Genomic DNA, 13,881 nt, shown 5'->3' on the forward strand with positions numbered 1-13,881 from the left:
AACCTTTAAAGCTAATGATCAGGTCATTGACAGCTGCCTGTACAGGCTAAAATAATAAAAACTATCAACTATATATTTATCCTTACCTTTTTTTAAAAATCCTTAGTATATAAGTACTTTTGCCCTTTAAGACAAAAATTAGACCAAAGCATGGCTTTAGCTTCAAAATATAACGCACAGGCAGTAGAGAAGAAGTGGTACGACTACTGGATGGAACATGATTTTTTTCATTCAGAACCCAATGAGAAAGAACCTTACACAATTGTAATACCGCCGCCTAATGTAACCGGGGTATTGCATATGGGGCATATGCTCAACAATACAATTCAGGATGTGTTGATACGCAGGGCCAGATTACAAGGCTATAATGCATGCTGGGTTCCTGGTACAGATCACGCTTCAATTGCAACAGAGGCTAAAGTAGTAGCTAAATTGAAGGCTGAGGGAATCAACAAAAATGATATTACGAGAGATGAGTTTCTTGTTCATGCTTGGGATTGGACGCATCAGTATGGCGGTACAATACTAGAGCAGCTTAAAAAATTGGGAGCCTCATGTGACTGGAAGCGCACAAAGTTTACAATGGATGATGAAATGTCTGAAAGTGTGATAAAAAGCTTTGTAGATCTTTTTAATAAAGGATTGATTTATCGCGGTCATCGCATGGTAAATTGGGATCCTGAAGCAAAAACCACACTATCTGATGAAGAAGTGATTCATGAAGAGCGACAGGGTTTTCTTTATTATCTAAACTACAAGATAAAAGGAAGTGATGATGTTCTAACCATAGCTACTACACGACCAGAAACAATATTTGGGGATACTGCAATATGTATTAATCCTCATGATGAACGTTTTCAGCATTTAAAAGGTAAAAAGGCGATTGTACCTATTGTAAACAGAGTTATACCTATAATTGAAGATGAATATGTTGATATAGAGTTTGGTACCGGTTGTCTTAAGGTTACACCGGCGCATGACGAGAATGATAAAATGCTGGGAGATAAGCATAATCTTGAAGTGATCGATATTTTTAATGATGACGCGAGTCTTAATGAATTCGGTCTTCATTATAAGGGGAAAGATCGCTTTGTAGTACGCAAAGAAATTACAAAAGAGCTTGAAGCAAATGGCGCTCTTATAAAAACTGAATCTCACGTTAATAAAGTGGGTACGTCAGAACGTACAAAAGCGGTTATTGAGCCTAAGCTTTCAGATCAGTGGTTCCTTAAAATGGAAGATCTGGTAAAGCCTGCAATCAAAGCCGTACTTGAGACAGAAGAGATTAAGTTGTTTCCTAAGAAATTTGATAATACATATCGCCACTGGATGGAAAACATCCGCGATTGGAATATTTCCCGTCAGTTGTGGTGGGGTCAACAAATACCAGCATACTACTTTGGTAATGGTCAGGATGATTTTGTAGTGGCAGAAAGTAAGGAAGAGGCTTTAGCTTTCGCGAAAGCTAAATCTGGCAATCCGCAGCTAACTATTGAAGATCTAAAGCAGGATGAGGATGCTCTTGATACCTGGTTCTCATCATGGCTGTGGCCTATGAGCGTTTTTGATGGTGTACGTAATCCTGATAATGAAGATTTTAAATATTACTATCCTACAAATGATCTGGTTACCGGTCCTGATATTTTATTTTTCTGGGTAGCCCGTATGATTATTTCGGGATATGAATATACAGGTAAAAAGCCTTTTTCTAATGTCTATTTAACAGGTCTAGTGCGTGATAAACAGCGCCGCAAGATGTCAAAATCTTTAGGAAATTCACCTGATGCATTAAAATTGATAGAAGATTATGGTGCAGACGGTGTGCGCGTAGGACTTTTGCTAAGTGCTCCTGCAGGTAATGATCTTATGTTTGATGAGGATCTGTGTCAACAGGGTAAATCTTTTGTAAACAAAATCTGGAATGCGTTTCGTTTAATTAAAGGCTGGGAGGTAGATGCAACAATAGATCAACCTGAAGCAAGTAAGGTGGGGTTGCAATGGTATGAAGAGCGCTTTAAACAAACCACGGCAGAGATAGAAGATCATTTTTCTAAATATCGTATAAGTGATGCGCTTATGGCTACTTATAAATTGGTTTGGGATGATTTCTGTAGCTGGTTACTGGAAATAGTTAAACCTGGTTTTGGCGAGCCTATAGATAAGGTAACTTTTGATGCGGTAATACATGCATTAGAAAATAACCTTCGCATTTTACACCCTTTTATTCCTTTTGCGAGTGAAGAGATCTGGCAGAATATTACAGAGCGCTCTCCAGAAGATGCGCTTATTGTAAATAACTGGCCAAAAACGGGGGCAATAGATGAAAAATTAATTCAGGATTTTGATCTGGCGACACAGGTAATTTCAGGAGTACGTGCAATACGAAAAGAGAAAAATATCTCATTTAAAGAAGAGCTAGAGTTGTTTGTAAGAAACACAGAGAATTTCAGCACTACCTTTAATACTATAATTACTAAGCTGGGCAATTTGTCTAAACTAGAGGAGACAACAGCTACAATGGAAGGAGCTTTGTCTTACCGAGTAAAAGCAAATGAGTACTTTATACCAATGACAGGTCTCATAGATATTGATGCAGAGATCGAGAAGATAAAAGATGAGTTGGCTTACACGCAGGGATTTTTAAAATCTGTAGATAAAAAGCTATCTAATGAGCGCTTTGTAAATAATGCGCCTGATAATGTAGTTGCCAGTGAAAAGCAGAAACAAGCTGACGCGAAAGCTAAAATAGAAGCTTTAGAGAACAGACTGGCAGCTTTAAACTAGATTTTTAAGAATAGTAGAAATTAATTAGGTATTAGGTAAGAATATATTTATTCACAAGATCAATATATTCTTCCTTTGCCTTTTCTGGAGAAACACCACGTAGTTGAATCATAGCATTATACTTAAATGCTCCTTTTAGGTCGTTTTCTTCCAGGTTCTCAAAAGGAACTATGTGATTTTCCTGAGTTGCTTTTTTGTAGTATGCATACAGCAATAGCATAATATCAGGAGCCAGACGCTTATCTGTAGACCGCGCTTTTATAGCAGCCTCTTTAAAGGCGGCATTTAGATTCTCTTTTTCCTTTTTCACCTCCTTATTTATTTGCTATAACGCTTACTGCACCTTTAACCTTCTCATTCAGCTTTACAGCTATTTTGGCATCGAGAGGTAGAAAAACATCAACTCTGGAACCAAATTTTATAAATCCGCTATCGTTTCCCTGTTTAGCAATTTCCCCTTCTTTAGCATAATTAACGATACGCTTTGCAAGAGCACCGGCTATTTGTCTGTAAAGCACATTGCCAAAAGTTTTTGTCTCAACAACCACAGTAGTGCGTTCATTTTCTTCTGAAGCCTTAGGATGCCACGCTACGAGATATTTACCCGGATGATACTTGCTGTAAACAACTTTCCCGCCTACAGGATAACGAGTGACATGTACATTTATTGGGGACATAAAAATGGAAACCTGAAGCCTTTTCTCGTTAAAGAATTCCTTTTCAAAAACTTCTTCTATTACTACCACTTTGCCATCAACAGGTGAAAGAACCTGCTGTTCATTTTCTGAAGCTAGTCGACCTGGATTTCTGAAAAATTGTAGAATAAGAAAAAGAAATACGATTAAGCCTGCAAAGATCACATACTTTATCCAGGGTGTGGCAATATAAGTATGTGCTGAAAGTAGTGCTATCAGAAAAATGACAATAGCAATTACGATTATTTTAAATCCTTCTTTATGAAACATATTCAAAAATGATTAATACCAGATATATAAAGGGGCTTGCAAAAAGTATGCTGTCAAGTCTGTCATAAAGACCGCCATGCCCAGGCATAAGTGTGCCACTGTCTTTAACACCTGCTTCCCGTTTAAGTTTAGATTCTATAAGATCCCCCAGAGTTCCTAACGTGCTCATTACTAAAGCTAATGAAAGCCAAATATTGAAATTAAGACTGTGGGTAAATTTATGAATAAAATAACTGGCTACACACGCAAAAATCAATCCGCCAAAAAAACCTTCTATTGTTTTCTTGGGTGAGATACTGGGGAATAATTTATGGCGGCCAAAACTTTTACCCACTATATAAGCAAAAGTGTCATTGGTCCAGATGAGAACGAATAAGCCGGCAACGGTGTATGGTGAGAATTCGTCTCCATGTGAGGGGAGAAGCGTTAAGAAAACAAAGCCTGATATTACATAAAACAGTGTAATATATAATTTATAAGGTTTAGACAGCCTTCTAATCTTTGTACTGAATAAATTCTTAATTAAGTAGCCACCTGTGAAAACTGTAACTCCTAAAAGGATTAGCGTTGCGGGTTTGTAGGCTTTATAATAACTAAAGAAAAGAATGAAGCCAATTAAAAGTAAGTAAGGATACCAGAACTGAAAGCTAATTAAACGTAAAAATTCACGAAGACTAATTAGACCAAAACAGAGGAATAGAAGAATGTACCATCTCTCTGAAGAAAAAATAGAAAATAACAAAATAGTTATATAAAGTAAGCCAGAAAGGGCCCTTACAACAAGTTCCCGCATACTACAAATCTTCTAGTAGTAATAAATATAAATTTTTTGCACTGCTACCGTAAGACATAAAGTCTTTAGAGCCTTCTTTAGGTTCAAAATTTTTGATAGTTGTAATATTTGTGGGTATATGCCCTGTATTTTTTTTCTTAATACCTCGCAGACCTTCACCAATATTATTTACTATTTGACTCGCAGTTGCAAAAATCACAAAATTTTGTGGTAATTCTTTAAGTTTCTTCTCTTTGATCTGGTTAGATGAAATAAGCAGGCTGCCATCATCTGCAATTAAGTTTTCACACGTAGAAAAGAAAAATGCTGAATCAGGATCTCTGCCAAAATTTAGGTTGTAACCTTTAAATTTATCTGTGAGCTTATCGTCCATGCAATACACATCCTTCTCGTACCAATCGTTCTCCAGAAGAATATTATCAAAGCTCTCGTGTAATTCATCCATGTCAAGGCAGTAAAGAAATTTACCACCATTCAAGATGAAATGCTTAGTAAAGCGCTCGTCTGCCGGAGCCTTTACATCTGGCATGTATTTACCTCTGTCATCCTTACGAATTCCGGAAGTTTCCGGTTCAGGCTTATTTTTTTGCGTAAAAAGCTTTTTAAATAGACTCATAAATGAGTGCTTAGGCAATATTTTAAGGGTTCTTTCAAATATAAAAAATCTTAACTCAACAAAATGTCAAGTTAAGACTTAATATTAACATCTTAATGTGAAAAACTAGCTTTCAGAAACCGGAGCAGGTTCTATAAGCTTGGTTTTATCATAAGGTCTTTTGCCAAAAATTTGCTCAAGATTATCTTTAAATATAACTTCCTTATCAAGAAGAAGTTCTGCTAATTGTTGCAGTTTGTCCTTATTCTCTTCCAGGATACGTATAGCACGTTGATATTGCTCTTCAATAATCTTTGAGATCTCTTTATCTATGATCTCAGCTGTTTTTTCGCTGTAAGGCTTACTAAAATTGTATTCAGACTGACCTGAAGAATCGTAATATGTAAGATTACCTACTGCGTCATTTAGACCGTAAACAGTTACCATCATACGCGCTTGCTTAGTCACTTTCTCAAGATCACTTAAGGCACCTGTTGATATTTTATCAAATGTTACTTTCTCTGCGGCTCTACCACCCATAGCAGCACACATTTCGTCAAGCATTTGTTCCGGGCGCACAATAAGTCTTTCTTCAGGAAGATACCATGCCGCACCTAATGAACGGCCGCGAGGTACAATAGTCACTTTTACAAGTGGTGCAGCGTGCTCAAGCATCCAGCTTACAGTGGCATGACCTGCCTCGTGATAAGCGATTGCTTTTTTCTCATCTGGAGTAATGATCTTATTTTTCTTCTCAAGACCACCTACAATACGGTCTACAGCGTCCAGAAAATCTTGTCGGCCTACGGCAGTTTTTTCTTGTCTGGCAGCAATTAACGCAGCCTCGTTACAGACATTAGCAATATCTGCTCCTGAAAATCCGGGAGTCTGTTTAGCCATAAATTCTGTATCAAGTTCATCAGCAACCTTTTTAAGGGGTCTTAAGTGAACTTCAAAAATTTCTTTACGCTCTCTTACATCAGGAAGATCTACGTAGATCTGTCTGTCAAAACGTCCCGCACGCATAAGAGCTTTATCAAGTACATCTGCACGGTTTGTGGCTGCAAGAACAATAACATTTGTGTTAGTGCCAAAACCGTCCATCTCGGTTAAGAGTTGGTTCAGTGTATTCTCACGCTCGTCATTTGAGCCGCTAAAATTAGCTTTACCACGTGCTCTACCTATTGCGTCAATCTCATCAATGAATATAATAGCAGGCGATTTTTCTTTTGCCTGTTTAAATAAGTCACGCACTCGAGATGCACCTACACCTACAAACATCTCAACAAAGTCTGACCCTGATAGCGAGAAGAAAGGTACTTTAGCTTCACCGGCAACAGCTTTTGCAAGTAAAGTTTTACCAGTTCCCGGAGGTCCTACGAGTAGTGCTCCTTTTGGTATCTTACCTCCCAGATTTGTGTATTTTCCAGGATTTTTAAGAAAGTCTACAATTTCCTGAACTTCCTCTTTTGCACCTTCTAATCCAGCAACATCTTTAAACGTTGTTTTAACGTCTATTTTCTCATCAAAAAGTTTAGCTTTTGATTTACCAATATTAAAAATCTGTCCACCTGCACCGCCTCCGGCACCAGAAGACATGCGACGCATGATAAATATCCAGATACCTATAATAACGGCTATGGGTAATAACGTAAGAAGCAATTCGCCCATATAATTACTTTCACTTTCAAAAGAAAGTGGAATTTTTATATTGCTTTCCTGCTCTATCTCATGTACACGATTTTGAAAGATCTGCAGGTCACCAAACTGGAACTCATAATCGGCCCCGCCTGCACCCGGTAAAAAGCCTTTACTTTCCGCTTTAGCGTGTATATCTTTCTTTTTGGCTTCGTCTGTTAAATAGACGCGAGCCATTATCTTGTTTACGATTTCTACTTTCTTAACATCCCCAGCAGCTGCGTAAGTCTCAAATTTATCTGGGGTCGTTTTTGCCGGTTCACCAAAGCCGCTTCCGCTGCCTAAGTAATTAATACCCAGGAATACCAATATTAGCGCGGTGTAAATCCACCAAGCATTAAATTTTGGTTTTTTAGGGGTGGGCTTGTTCTTTTTATCTGCCATTTACAGTTTAGTTATAATTTGTGTGTATAGAAGTTAATTTGGCATCTCCCCAAAGACTTTCTATATCGTAATATTCTCTAATATGTTTTTGAAATACATGAACTACAATATGAACGTAATCCATCAATACCCATTCGGCATTTTGAAGTCCTTCAACGTGCCATGGTTTATCTTTTAATTTTTTACTTACTACTTTTTGAACCGAATTGACTATCGCTGCAACCTGCGTGTTAGATGTACCATTGCAGATTATGAAGTAGTCACAAACCATATTTTCTATTTCTCTTAGATCTAAAATATCAATATCCTGTCCCTTTACTTCCTCGATTCCCTCTAAAATAGTTGTTATGAGCTGGTCTGTCCCCTCTTCTTTTTTTGACATTAAATTTTTTTTATTTACGCAAAGTTATTACAATTTTGTTTTATAAGGATTTTCAGATTGAAGATTTAATCTATTCATTCTCTATATGCACATTGTCAAACTTAATGCCACAGGTTCTACTAACACTTATTTAAGGGAATTCTGTCGTGATCTAAATGTTACAGAAGATATACTGGCCTATGCCGTAGAGCAAACTGCGGGTAAGGGTCAAATGGGTACAGGGTGGGAGGCAGAACCCGGCAAAAACCTTACTTTCAGCGTGTTTAGAAAGGTTAAGGTGATACCTGTAAATCAACAATTTTACATCACAATGGCAACCTCTCTGGCAATATATGAGTTGCTCGAGCAACTGGGGATTGAGAAAGTGAGTGTAAAATGGCCTAACGACATATTGGCAGGAAAAGAAAAGATATGCGGCGTTCTAATAGAAAGTGTTATCAAGAACGGCAGACTGGACGCTGTGATAATAGGAGTAGGGCTTAATGTAAATCAAACCGTCTTTCAATATGCACCGCGTGCTACCTCATTAAAATTGCAAACCGCGTTAGAATATGATCTGGAAAATTTACTAGATAAACTCATCAAACAGTTCTATAAGTATGTTGATCTGCTTATGGAAGGAAAATTTGATGAGTTAAAATCCAGTTATGAAGAAAAACTATTTAGAAAAGGTGTTCCTTCCGCATTTAAAGATGGTGATAACCTACCCTTTAATGGTATTATTAATGGCGTTTCAGATCAAGGCAGGCTTGTAGTGCTTCTAGAAGATGACACTCAGGCAGAATACGATCTTAAACAAATAGAACTTCTATATTAGATATTCTGCAGGTTTGTAGCCAGTGTCTCTATAAATTTTTTGATAGGTGATTTGATCATCATGCTGATCATTGGGTTAAATTCTCCTTCAAATAACAATTGTACTTCACTTGATCCTGCTGTAAGTTCTTTAATTTCAGAAATAAGTGTGAATGGTAATTTGTCGCTAGCAGCACCCAGAACAACTTTATTAAAAGGTACTTTGTCTTTTAATTCCAGAACAATTTCCGGCATTCCTTTTAGAGCAAAAAGAAAACGAGTATCGCTTAAAATTTCAAATTTCTGAATATTATCAGGCATTAGACGTTCGTAGTTTTCCACTTTTATAAGAAAATTATAAATCTCTTCTGGTGTTTTTTCTACAACGGTAACCGGGCTTTCTAGATTCATTCTTGTTATATGTTAGGCTTGCGCCAAATTTCAAATTATTTTGATTTTTTTTTATTTATTTGACAATTCCCGTCCATTTATCTGGACTCAGTCGCCACTCCTGCAAGGTAAGTTTTTCCTTTTCAGAAATATAACGGGTATCAAGTGCTTGCTCTAATAAATGATTATAATCACTTAGCGTATGCAATTGTACATCATGCTTTTTAAAATTATCATCGGCTATATCAAAGCCATAAGTAAAAATTGCGAGCATACCTTTAACGTGGGCGCCAGCTTCTTTAAGAGCTTCTACAGCCATTAAACTGCTATTGCCGGTACTTATTAGATCTTCTACAACCACTACATTTTGCCCAGATTCAAGTTGACCTTCTATCTGGTTTTGTCTGCCGTGTTTTTTAGCTTCCGGTCTTACATATACAAAAGGGAGATTAAGATAATCTGCCACTAGCATGCCTATTCCTATCGCTCCCGTAGCAACACCTGCGATCACATCTGGCTTGCCGTACAGGGTTTCTATTTGTCTGGCCATATTCTCACGTATGTAATTACGTATCTGTGGATATGACAAGGTTATGCGGTTATCGCAGTAAATAGGAGACCTCCAACCGCTGGCCCATGTAAAAGGGTTTTGTGGTTGTAATTTAATTGCATTAATTTGCAGCAATAACTCAGCAGTTTTTTTAGCTGTTTCCTTTTTTAAGACCATGGTGCAAATGTATAAAGTTTTTGTAAATGATGTGCCCATTATTCTTTCGACAGAAAAGTACATCGGTAAAAACTACACCTCTATACCTATAAAACGGGCTAAGCTGAAAAACATCATCAGGCAGGTGAGTTCTGGCCAGCTTACACATATCAATCTGTATCATCCCAAAGAGAAAAAGCTTCTTAAAACACTTAAGAAGAAACTTCCGCTTGTTATAGCCGGTGGCGGCATGGTTCATAACGATAAAGGTGAGATCCTTTTCATTTACAGAAATGGTAAGTGGGATCTGCCTAAGGGTAAACTTGAGAAAAACGAGACCATAGAAGAGTGTGCCATTCGCGAGGTGTGGGAAGAAACCGGCGCAGAAGGTCTTCAAATAGAAAGCTATCTTACAACTACATACCACATTTTTAAGCGTAACAATAAGTTTAAGCTCAAGGAAACTATCTGGTATAACATGACCACAGATTACAAAGGTGTTCTTGAACCTGAACCTAGTGAAGGCATCAAAAAAGTGAAGTGGAAGAATTTTGAAAAGGCTCAAAAAGCACTTACTAAGTCTTACGAAAACATAAAACTCCTTTTCCCTAAAGAATATTTAATTACTAATCCTAAAGACAGGGTAGCGTAGGTGCGCTTTCTCATAATTAGGAGAGTGCTTATGCAACAAGTCTAATTGTGCGTACCAGCTTTCGCGAAAGCTTTCATCGGCGGCTTTTTTGTCTTCAAATTTCTTTTTAAGGTCTGCATTATTATTTAAAAGTTCTAGCGCTTTATCTTCCCAGACGTAAGGTGAGAAGCCTTCTTTTTGCTGAAGAATAGTGTCAAAATAATTCCAGTTAAAGAAAGAATCTGCAGCTGCTGGTTCAAGAGTTTCTATTAAATAGCGCAGCCCCAATTGTGCGGTATTGACAATAAAATCTCCTTTTCTAAAAGTTATATTCTCAACCGTTTCCTCAACATTGGTGTCGTAATGTTGATAATGCCCCTCGTATGGAGAAGTTCTTGTTTTAAAATCGGCAATGTGATATACAGAAACCGCCATAGTAGTATCTTTTTGAATGCGCTCAAGCTTAATGTCATTTTCGCGTAAGCGGTCTATCACATTGTGCCAACCCTGCGGAATGATATAACTTTTTGGAACCGTCACAGAAGCTGTGGCTTTAAAATTGTCATAGTAGCTGATTTTTCGCTCAAATGGCCGATTTCTGTTATATTTTAACCGATTTTTCCCGGTGATTTCGCTAGTCATTGTTTCGCCTTCAAAGCCTTTAAAGGTAAATTTGGTGACCTTGCTGCTGTCAACTGCAAAAGCGATATTGTACGATTTTCCCGTTTCTGCACCCGATTTTAGTATCGTATTGGCGGCTTTTCGCATTTCGGTTATTTTATCGCCATCTTTCTCTACAATCTCGATCATATTGCGCATAAGTTCGTAAGTGCCTTCTACGCGAGGTTTGTAAGGTTTAAGCATATGTGTTTCTACCATCATCCCTACGGTGTTCCACAAGGTCGTATACCCTGTAGAATACCGCGGGAAATCCATAAACTGAGAAAATCCGGTTTCAGGCACTTGATTAAAAACATTCACATACGGCGTGATGTCCCACTTCTCTGCAGCCAGTCTTTGTTCTAGTTGCGGTTGCAGATCGTTATGTACATAATCTCCCAGTTCGCCACCCAACTTATCATGCTGGGTAAAAAGATGTGTCAACGTATATTGATAATCGGCACCGTTGCTCACATGATTATCTATAAATACATCAGGATTGATCATGTGATAGATATCTGCAAATGTTCTGGCATTGCGCGTGTCTGCTTTAATAAAATCTCGATTGAGATCATAATTGCGCGCGTTACCGCGAAAACCATATTCTTCCGGGCCATTTTGATTTGTACGGCTGGTACTGTTTCTGTTAAGAGCACCGCCTATGTTATAAAGTGCGATCGTGCCTATCCATACATTTTTAGGTGTTTCTATTTTACCTGAAGCTAAATCGCGCATAAGCAACATGGTCGCGTCTATGCCGTCAGGCTCACCGGGATGAATACCATTATTTATAAGCAAACGAGTGACTTGCATATCGTCTGCAAATTCTGAATCAAATGTGCGATCTGGATTAAAAGTAACTAAGGTCAAGGGGTAACCGCTGTCTGTAGAACCAATTTCATACGTTTTTATAGAGATGTAAGCTTCATCAAGATCGTGGTAGAATTTTATAACCTCATCATAAGTCGCCGTTTGTTTGCCTTCGCTCTTTTCAAAACGAGTGGTCAGGTCATAATCGACTGGATTGTTTTTTTCGGCACAGGAAATAAAAAATACGCTTAAAGCGAAAAGAAATATGTTTTTCATGAGAGGTTTTAGATTGTGCGATAAAAATAGGGAATATTTAGAAGTGTGGAGTAGGAGGGAAGAAGAGAGAGAATTTGGAAGAGAGAAGTCCGAAGTCCGAAGAAAGAAGTTTGAAGAAAGAAGTTAGACGGATGTTTTTAATATGTGTAAAGGGAATATAAGTGGCACTTCGACAAGCTCAGTGTGACTGTTAGACTTCTATTTTGTGCTAAATTATTAGCTGTGATTAGACTTATTCAAAAAATGGTCTGTATTGCATCACTCTAAAGTCGAAGGTTGTGAATTCTGGATCTTCATCTTTAATTTTTTTATAAAGAGCCATGCTGCCTATCGCCCGGTTTGCAGCGCCAGAAGGTGCGGTAAGTGAAACTGTGGTAATTATGCGTGACGGATTTTTTGCCTCCGGAAGTTGAAATTGATGTACGCGAGGCACTCCTTTATTTACCGCTTTAAGCGAAATGTTATGTTTTTTCGCCAGACGGCGAAAGAAATATTCCGGGCCGTTTTTACTGTTGCCACCAGTGAATAACAATGTGTCGATCTGGGGATATTCTTGCAGGTATTTGATAAGCGGGCGCAACTCTACTTCCTGCATCCCCAGATCTGAAGCATCTATTTTATCCCGCCTGGCTGAATTGACCACATCACAAATACCTATTTTACGATCAATCAAAAAATCATAGCGTTGCTGTACCGCTGCGTCAGAATTATCATAAAGCAAGTTAAGATCAAACATTTTATCGAGAATGGGCCACAGCATACCATTACGGCTTCCGTAGCAAAAATCTACGTCATCAATGAGTAGTTCTCTGCTGGTAAAGCGCGGTGGTGGGAGGGTGCCTACTATAAGTTTGGTCGCATTCTCAAGATTAAAAGGTTTATAGGGATGTTTATGGTGAAACATACTTTAAATGCTGAATTTTAGTATTTGAAGGCGCAAGTTCGTCAATGAAAATGAAAATTTGAGCCAATTTTGACCTCAAAAAGCCCGATTTTTAGCCTAATTCTTCCACTTTATATTGCAGCCTATGCTTGGTTTTTGATGCGTGCTTTGTTTCCGGCTATTGAGGAGATTATCAAGTGCTTCGCGTAAATCTCTGCCATTCACGGGAATGCCATTGCCCGGGCGGGAATCATCTAACTGGCCTCTGTAAACCAGTTCTAGTTCTGCATCAAAAAGATAAAAATCTGGTGTGCATGCAGCATCGTAAGCTTTTGCCACTTCCTGACTTTCATCATATAAATAGGGAAAAGTAAAGTTGTTTTTTAATGCATTCTCACGCATTAAAAGTGGGTGGTCTAAAGGGTAATTCTCAATGTCATTACTGCTAATTGCCACAAAACCAAAACCAAGAACGCGGTAATCATTTGCGACACGCACTATCTCATCATTAACGTGTTTTACAAAAGGGCAATGGTTGCAGATGAACATAACTACCGTGCCACGTTCTCCCATAACATCATGTATCGATACATTGTTTTTAGTAACTGTATCAAATAATTTAAAGTATGGGGCTTTAGTACCCAAAGGCAGCATATTAGAAGGAGTATTTGCCATTGTATTTATTTCTATTCTATGAGTCTTAGTAAAACAGCTAAAGTTACAAATACTAAAGTTGTTTTAAAGTTTTGTAGCTGCTCGTTAAGCTTTGTATTTTTATTAAAAACCAATCAACATGAAAAATACATATTCGTCATTATCAGTCGCGATAGAAGATTTACAGCGCAAAGGATACGATACAGATTTTAATCTGGTAGATGAAGGCATAGAATCTAAGCATCTTAAGAAAACATGGGACGCAGGCCAGATAGAAGTAGAGAATGCCTTTCGTTTTGAAGGTTTCACAAATCCGGGAGATAATTCGGTTTTATATGTTATCAATACGCATGATGATATAAAAGGCTTGCTTGTTGATGCTTACGGTGCATATAGCGGCCAGATTTCTAAAGAAATGATAGAAAAACTGCGTATAGAGCATTATTAAATACAGCAATAAATCGGCTTAAAATAG

General features: G+C 37.9%; 15 protein-coding genes. 4 read left to right on the plus strand and 11 right to left on the minus strand.

Going from position 1 to position 13,881, the window contains the following annotated elements:
• The first annotated feature begins 150 nt into the window (after positions 1–150).
• The gene (locus ACH3O9_RS11680; protein ID WP_416440608.1) at positions 151–2,784 is read left to right on the plus strand and encodes a valine--tRNA ligase; all 2,634 of its coding nucleotides are present in this window, start codon (positions 151–153) and stop codon (positions 2,782–2,784) included.
• Positions 2,785–2,815: 31 nt separating this feature from the next.
• On the opposite strand, the gene ACH3O9_RS11685 is transcribed toward ACH3O9_RS11680, so the two are convergent.
• The 6 genes from ACH3O9_RS11685 to rsfS all read right to left on the minus strand — a co-directional run bounded on the left by ACH3O9_RS11685 (position 2,816) and on the right by rsfS (position 7,601).
• Positions 2,816–3,094, minus strand: coding sequence for an acyl-CoA-binding protein (locus tag ACH3O9_RS11685; protein ID WP_416440610.1), 279 nt, complete (start codon positions 3,092–3,094; stop codon positions 2,816–2,818).
• 4 nt (positions 3,095–3,098) lie between these two features.
• Positions 3,099–3,749, minus strand: a complete 651-nt coding sequence (locus tag ACH3O9_RS11690; RefSeq protein WP_416440612.1) for a phosphatidylserine decarboxylase family protein — start codon at positions 3,747–3,749, stop codon at positions 3,099–3,101.
• The gene (locus tag ACH3O9_RS11695; protein ID WP_416440614.1) at positions 3,739–4,542 is read right to left on the minus strand and encodes a phosphatidate cytidylyltransferase; all 804 of its coding nucleotides are present in this window, start codon (positions 4,540–4,542) and stop codon (positions 3,739–3,741) included. The genes ACH3O9_RS11690 and ACH3O9_RS11695 overlap by 11 nt, the downstream gene beginning before the upstream one ends.
• Position 4,543: 1 nt before the next feature.
• Complete coding sequence (locus ACH3O9_RS11700; protein WP_416440616.1) at positions 4,544–5,158, minus strand: LUD domain-containing protein; 615 nt, start codon at positions 5,156–5,158, stop codon at positions 4,544–4,546.
• Between the two features lie 105 nt (positions 5,159–5,263).
• Positions 5,264–7,219: an ATP-dependent zinc metalloprotease FtsH gene (gene ftsH / locus ACH3O9_RS11705; RefSeq protein WP_416440618.1), complete on the minus strand. Its 1,956-nt coding sequence runs from the start codon at positions 7,217–7,219 to the stop codon at positions 5,264–5,266.
• A 7-nt stretch (positions 7,220–7,226) separates the two neighbouring features.
• On the minus strand, positions 7,227–7,601 hold the full coding sequence (rsfS, locus tag ACH3O9_RS11710; protein WP_416440620.1) for a ribosome silencing factor: 375 nt from the start codon (positions 7,599–7,601) through the stop codon (positions 7,227–7,229).
• An 85-nt stretch (positions 7,602–7,686) separates the two neighbouring features.
• Between rsfS and ACH3O9_RS11715 the strand changes: the two genes are divergently transcribed.
• Positions 7,687–8,418, plus strand: a complete 732-nt coding sequence (locus ACH3O9_RS11715) for a biotin--[acetyl-CoA-carboxylase] ligase (protein ID WP_416440622.1) — start codon at positions 7,687–7,689, stop codon at positions 8,416–8,418.
• Here the strand turns inward: ACH3O9_RS11715 and ACH3O9_RS11720 are convergent.
• On the minus strand, positions 8,415–8,807 hold the full coding sequence (locus ACH3O9_RS11720) for an SRPBCC family protein (RefSeq protein WP_416440624.1): 393 nt from the start codon (positions 8,805–8,807) through the stop codon (positions 8,415–8,417). The two genes, ACH3O9_RS11715 and ACH3O9_RS11720, sit on opposite strands and share 4 nt — an antisense overlap.
• A gap of 55 nt (positions 8,808–8,862) precedes the next feature.
• Positions 8,863–9,513, minus strand: coding sequence for an orotate phosphoribosyltransferase (pyrE, locus tag ACH3O9_RS11725; protein ID WP_416440626.1), 651 nt, complete (start codon positions 9,511–9,513; stop codon positions 8,863–8,865).
• Between the two features lie 7 nt (positions 9,514–9,520).
• Here pyrE and ACH3O9_RS11730 point away from each other — a divergent pair, with 7 nt between their 5' ends.
• Positions 9,521–10,144 carry an NUDIX hydrolase gene (locus ACH3O9_RS11730; protein WP_416440628.1) on the plus strand — a complete coding sequence of 208 codons (624 nt, stop codon included), beginning with the start codon at positions 9,521–9,523 and terminating at the stop codon, positions 10,142–10,144.
• Here the strand turns inward: ACH3O9_RS11730 and ACH3O9_RS11735 are convergent.
• From ACH3O9_RS11735 to ACH3O9_RS11745, 3 genes are all read right to left on the minus strand, one after another.
• Positions 10,112–11,869, minus strand: coding sequence for a M14 family metallopeptidase (locus tag ACH3O9_RS11735; RefSeq protein WP_416440630.1), 1,758 nt, complete (start codon positions 11,867–11,869; stop codon positions 10,112–10,114). The genes ACH3O9_RS11730 and ACH3O9_RS11735 overlap by 33 nt on opposite strands.
• A gap of 232 nt (positions 11,870–12,101) precedes the next feature.
• Positions 12,102–12,773, minus strand: a complete 672-nt coding sequence (locus ACH3O9_RS11740) for a uracil-DNA glycosylase family protein (RefSeq protein WP_416440632.1) — start codon at positions 12,771–12,773, stop codon at positions 12,102–12,104.
• A 96-nt stretch (positions 12,774–12,869) separates the two neighbouring features.
• Positions 12,870–13,427 (minus strand): thioredoxin family protein, encoded by a 558-nt coding sequence (locus ACH3O9_RS11745; protein WP_416440634.1) that lies wholly within the window; start codon positions 13,425–13,427, stop codon positions 12,870–12,872.
• Between the two features lie 118 nt (positions 13,428–13,545).
• On the opposite strand from ACH3O9_RS11745, the gene ACH3O9_RS11750 reads away from it, so the two are divergent.
• Positions 13,546–13,854 carry a phosphoribosylpyrophosphate synthetase gene (locus ACH3O9_RS11750; protein WP_416440636.1) on the plus strand — a complete coding sequence of 103 codons (309 nt, stop codon included), beginning with the start codon at positions 13,546–13,548 and terminating at the stop codon, positions 13,852–13,854.
• Positions 13,855–13,881: the final 27 nt, after the last annotated feature.

Source organism: Leeuwenhoekiella sp. A16 (assembly GCF_047946675.1).
Classification (GTDB): domain Bacteria; phylum Bacteroidota; class Bacteroidia; order Flavobacteriales; family Flavobacteriaceae; genus Leeuwenhoekiella.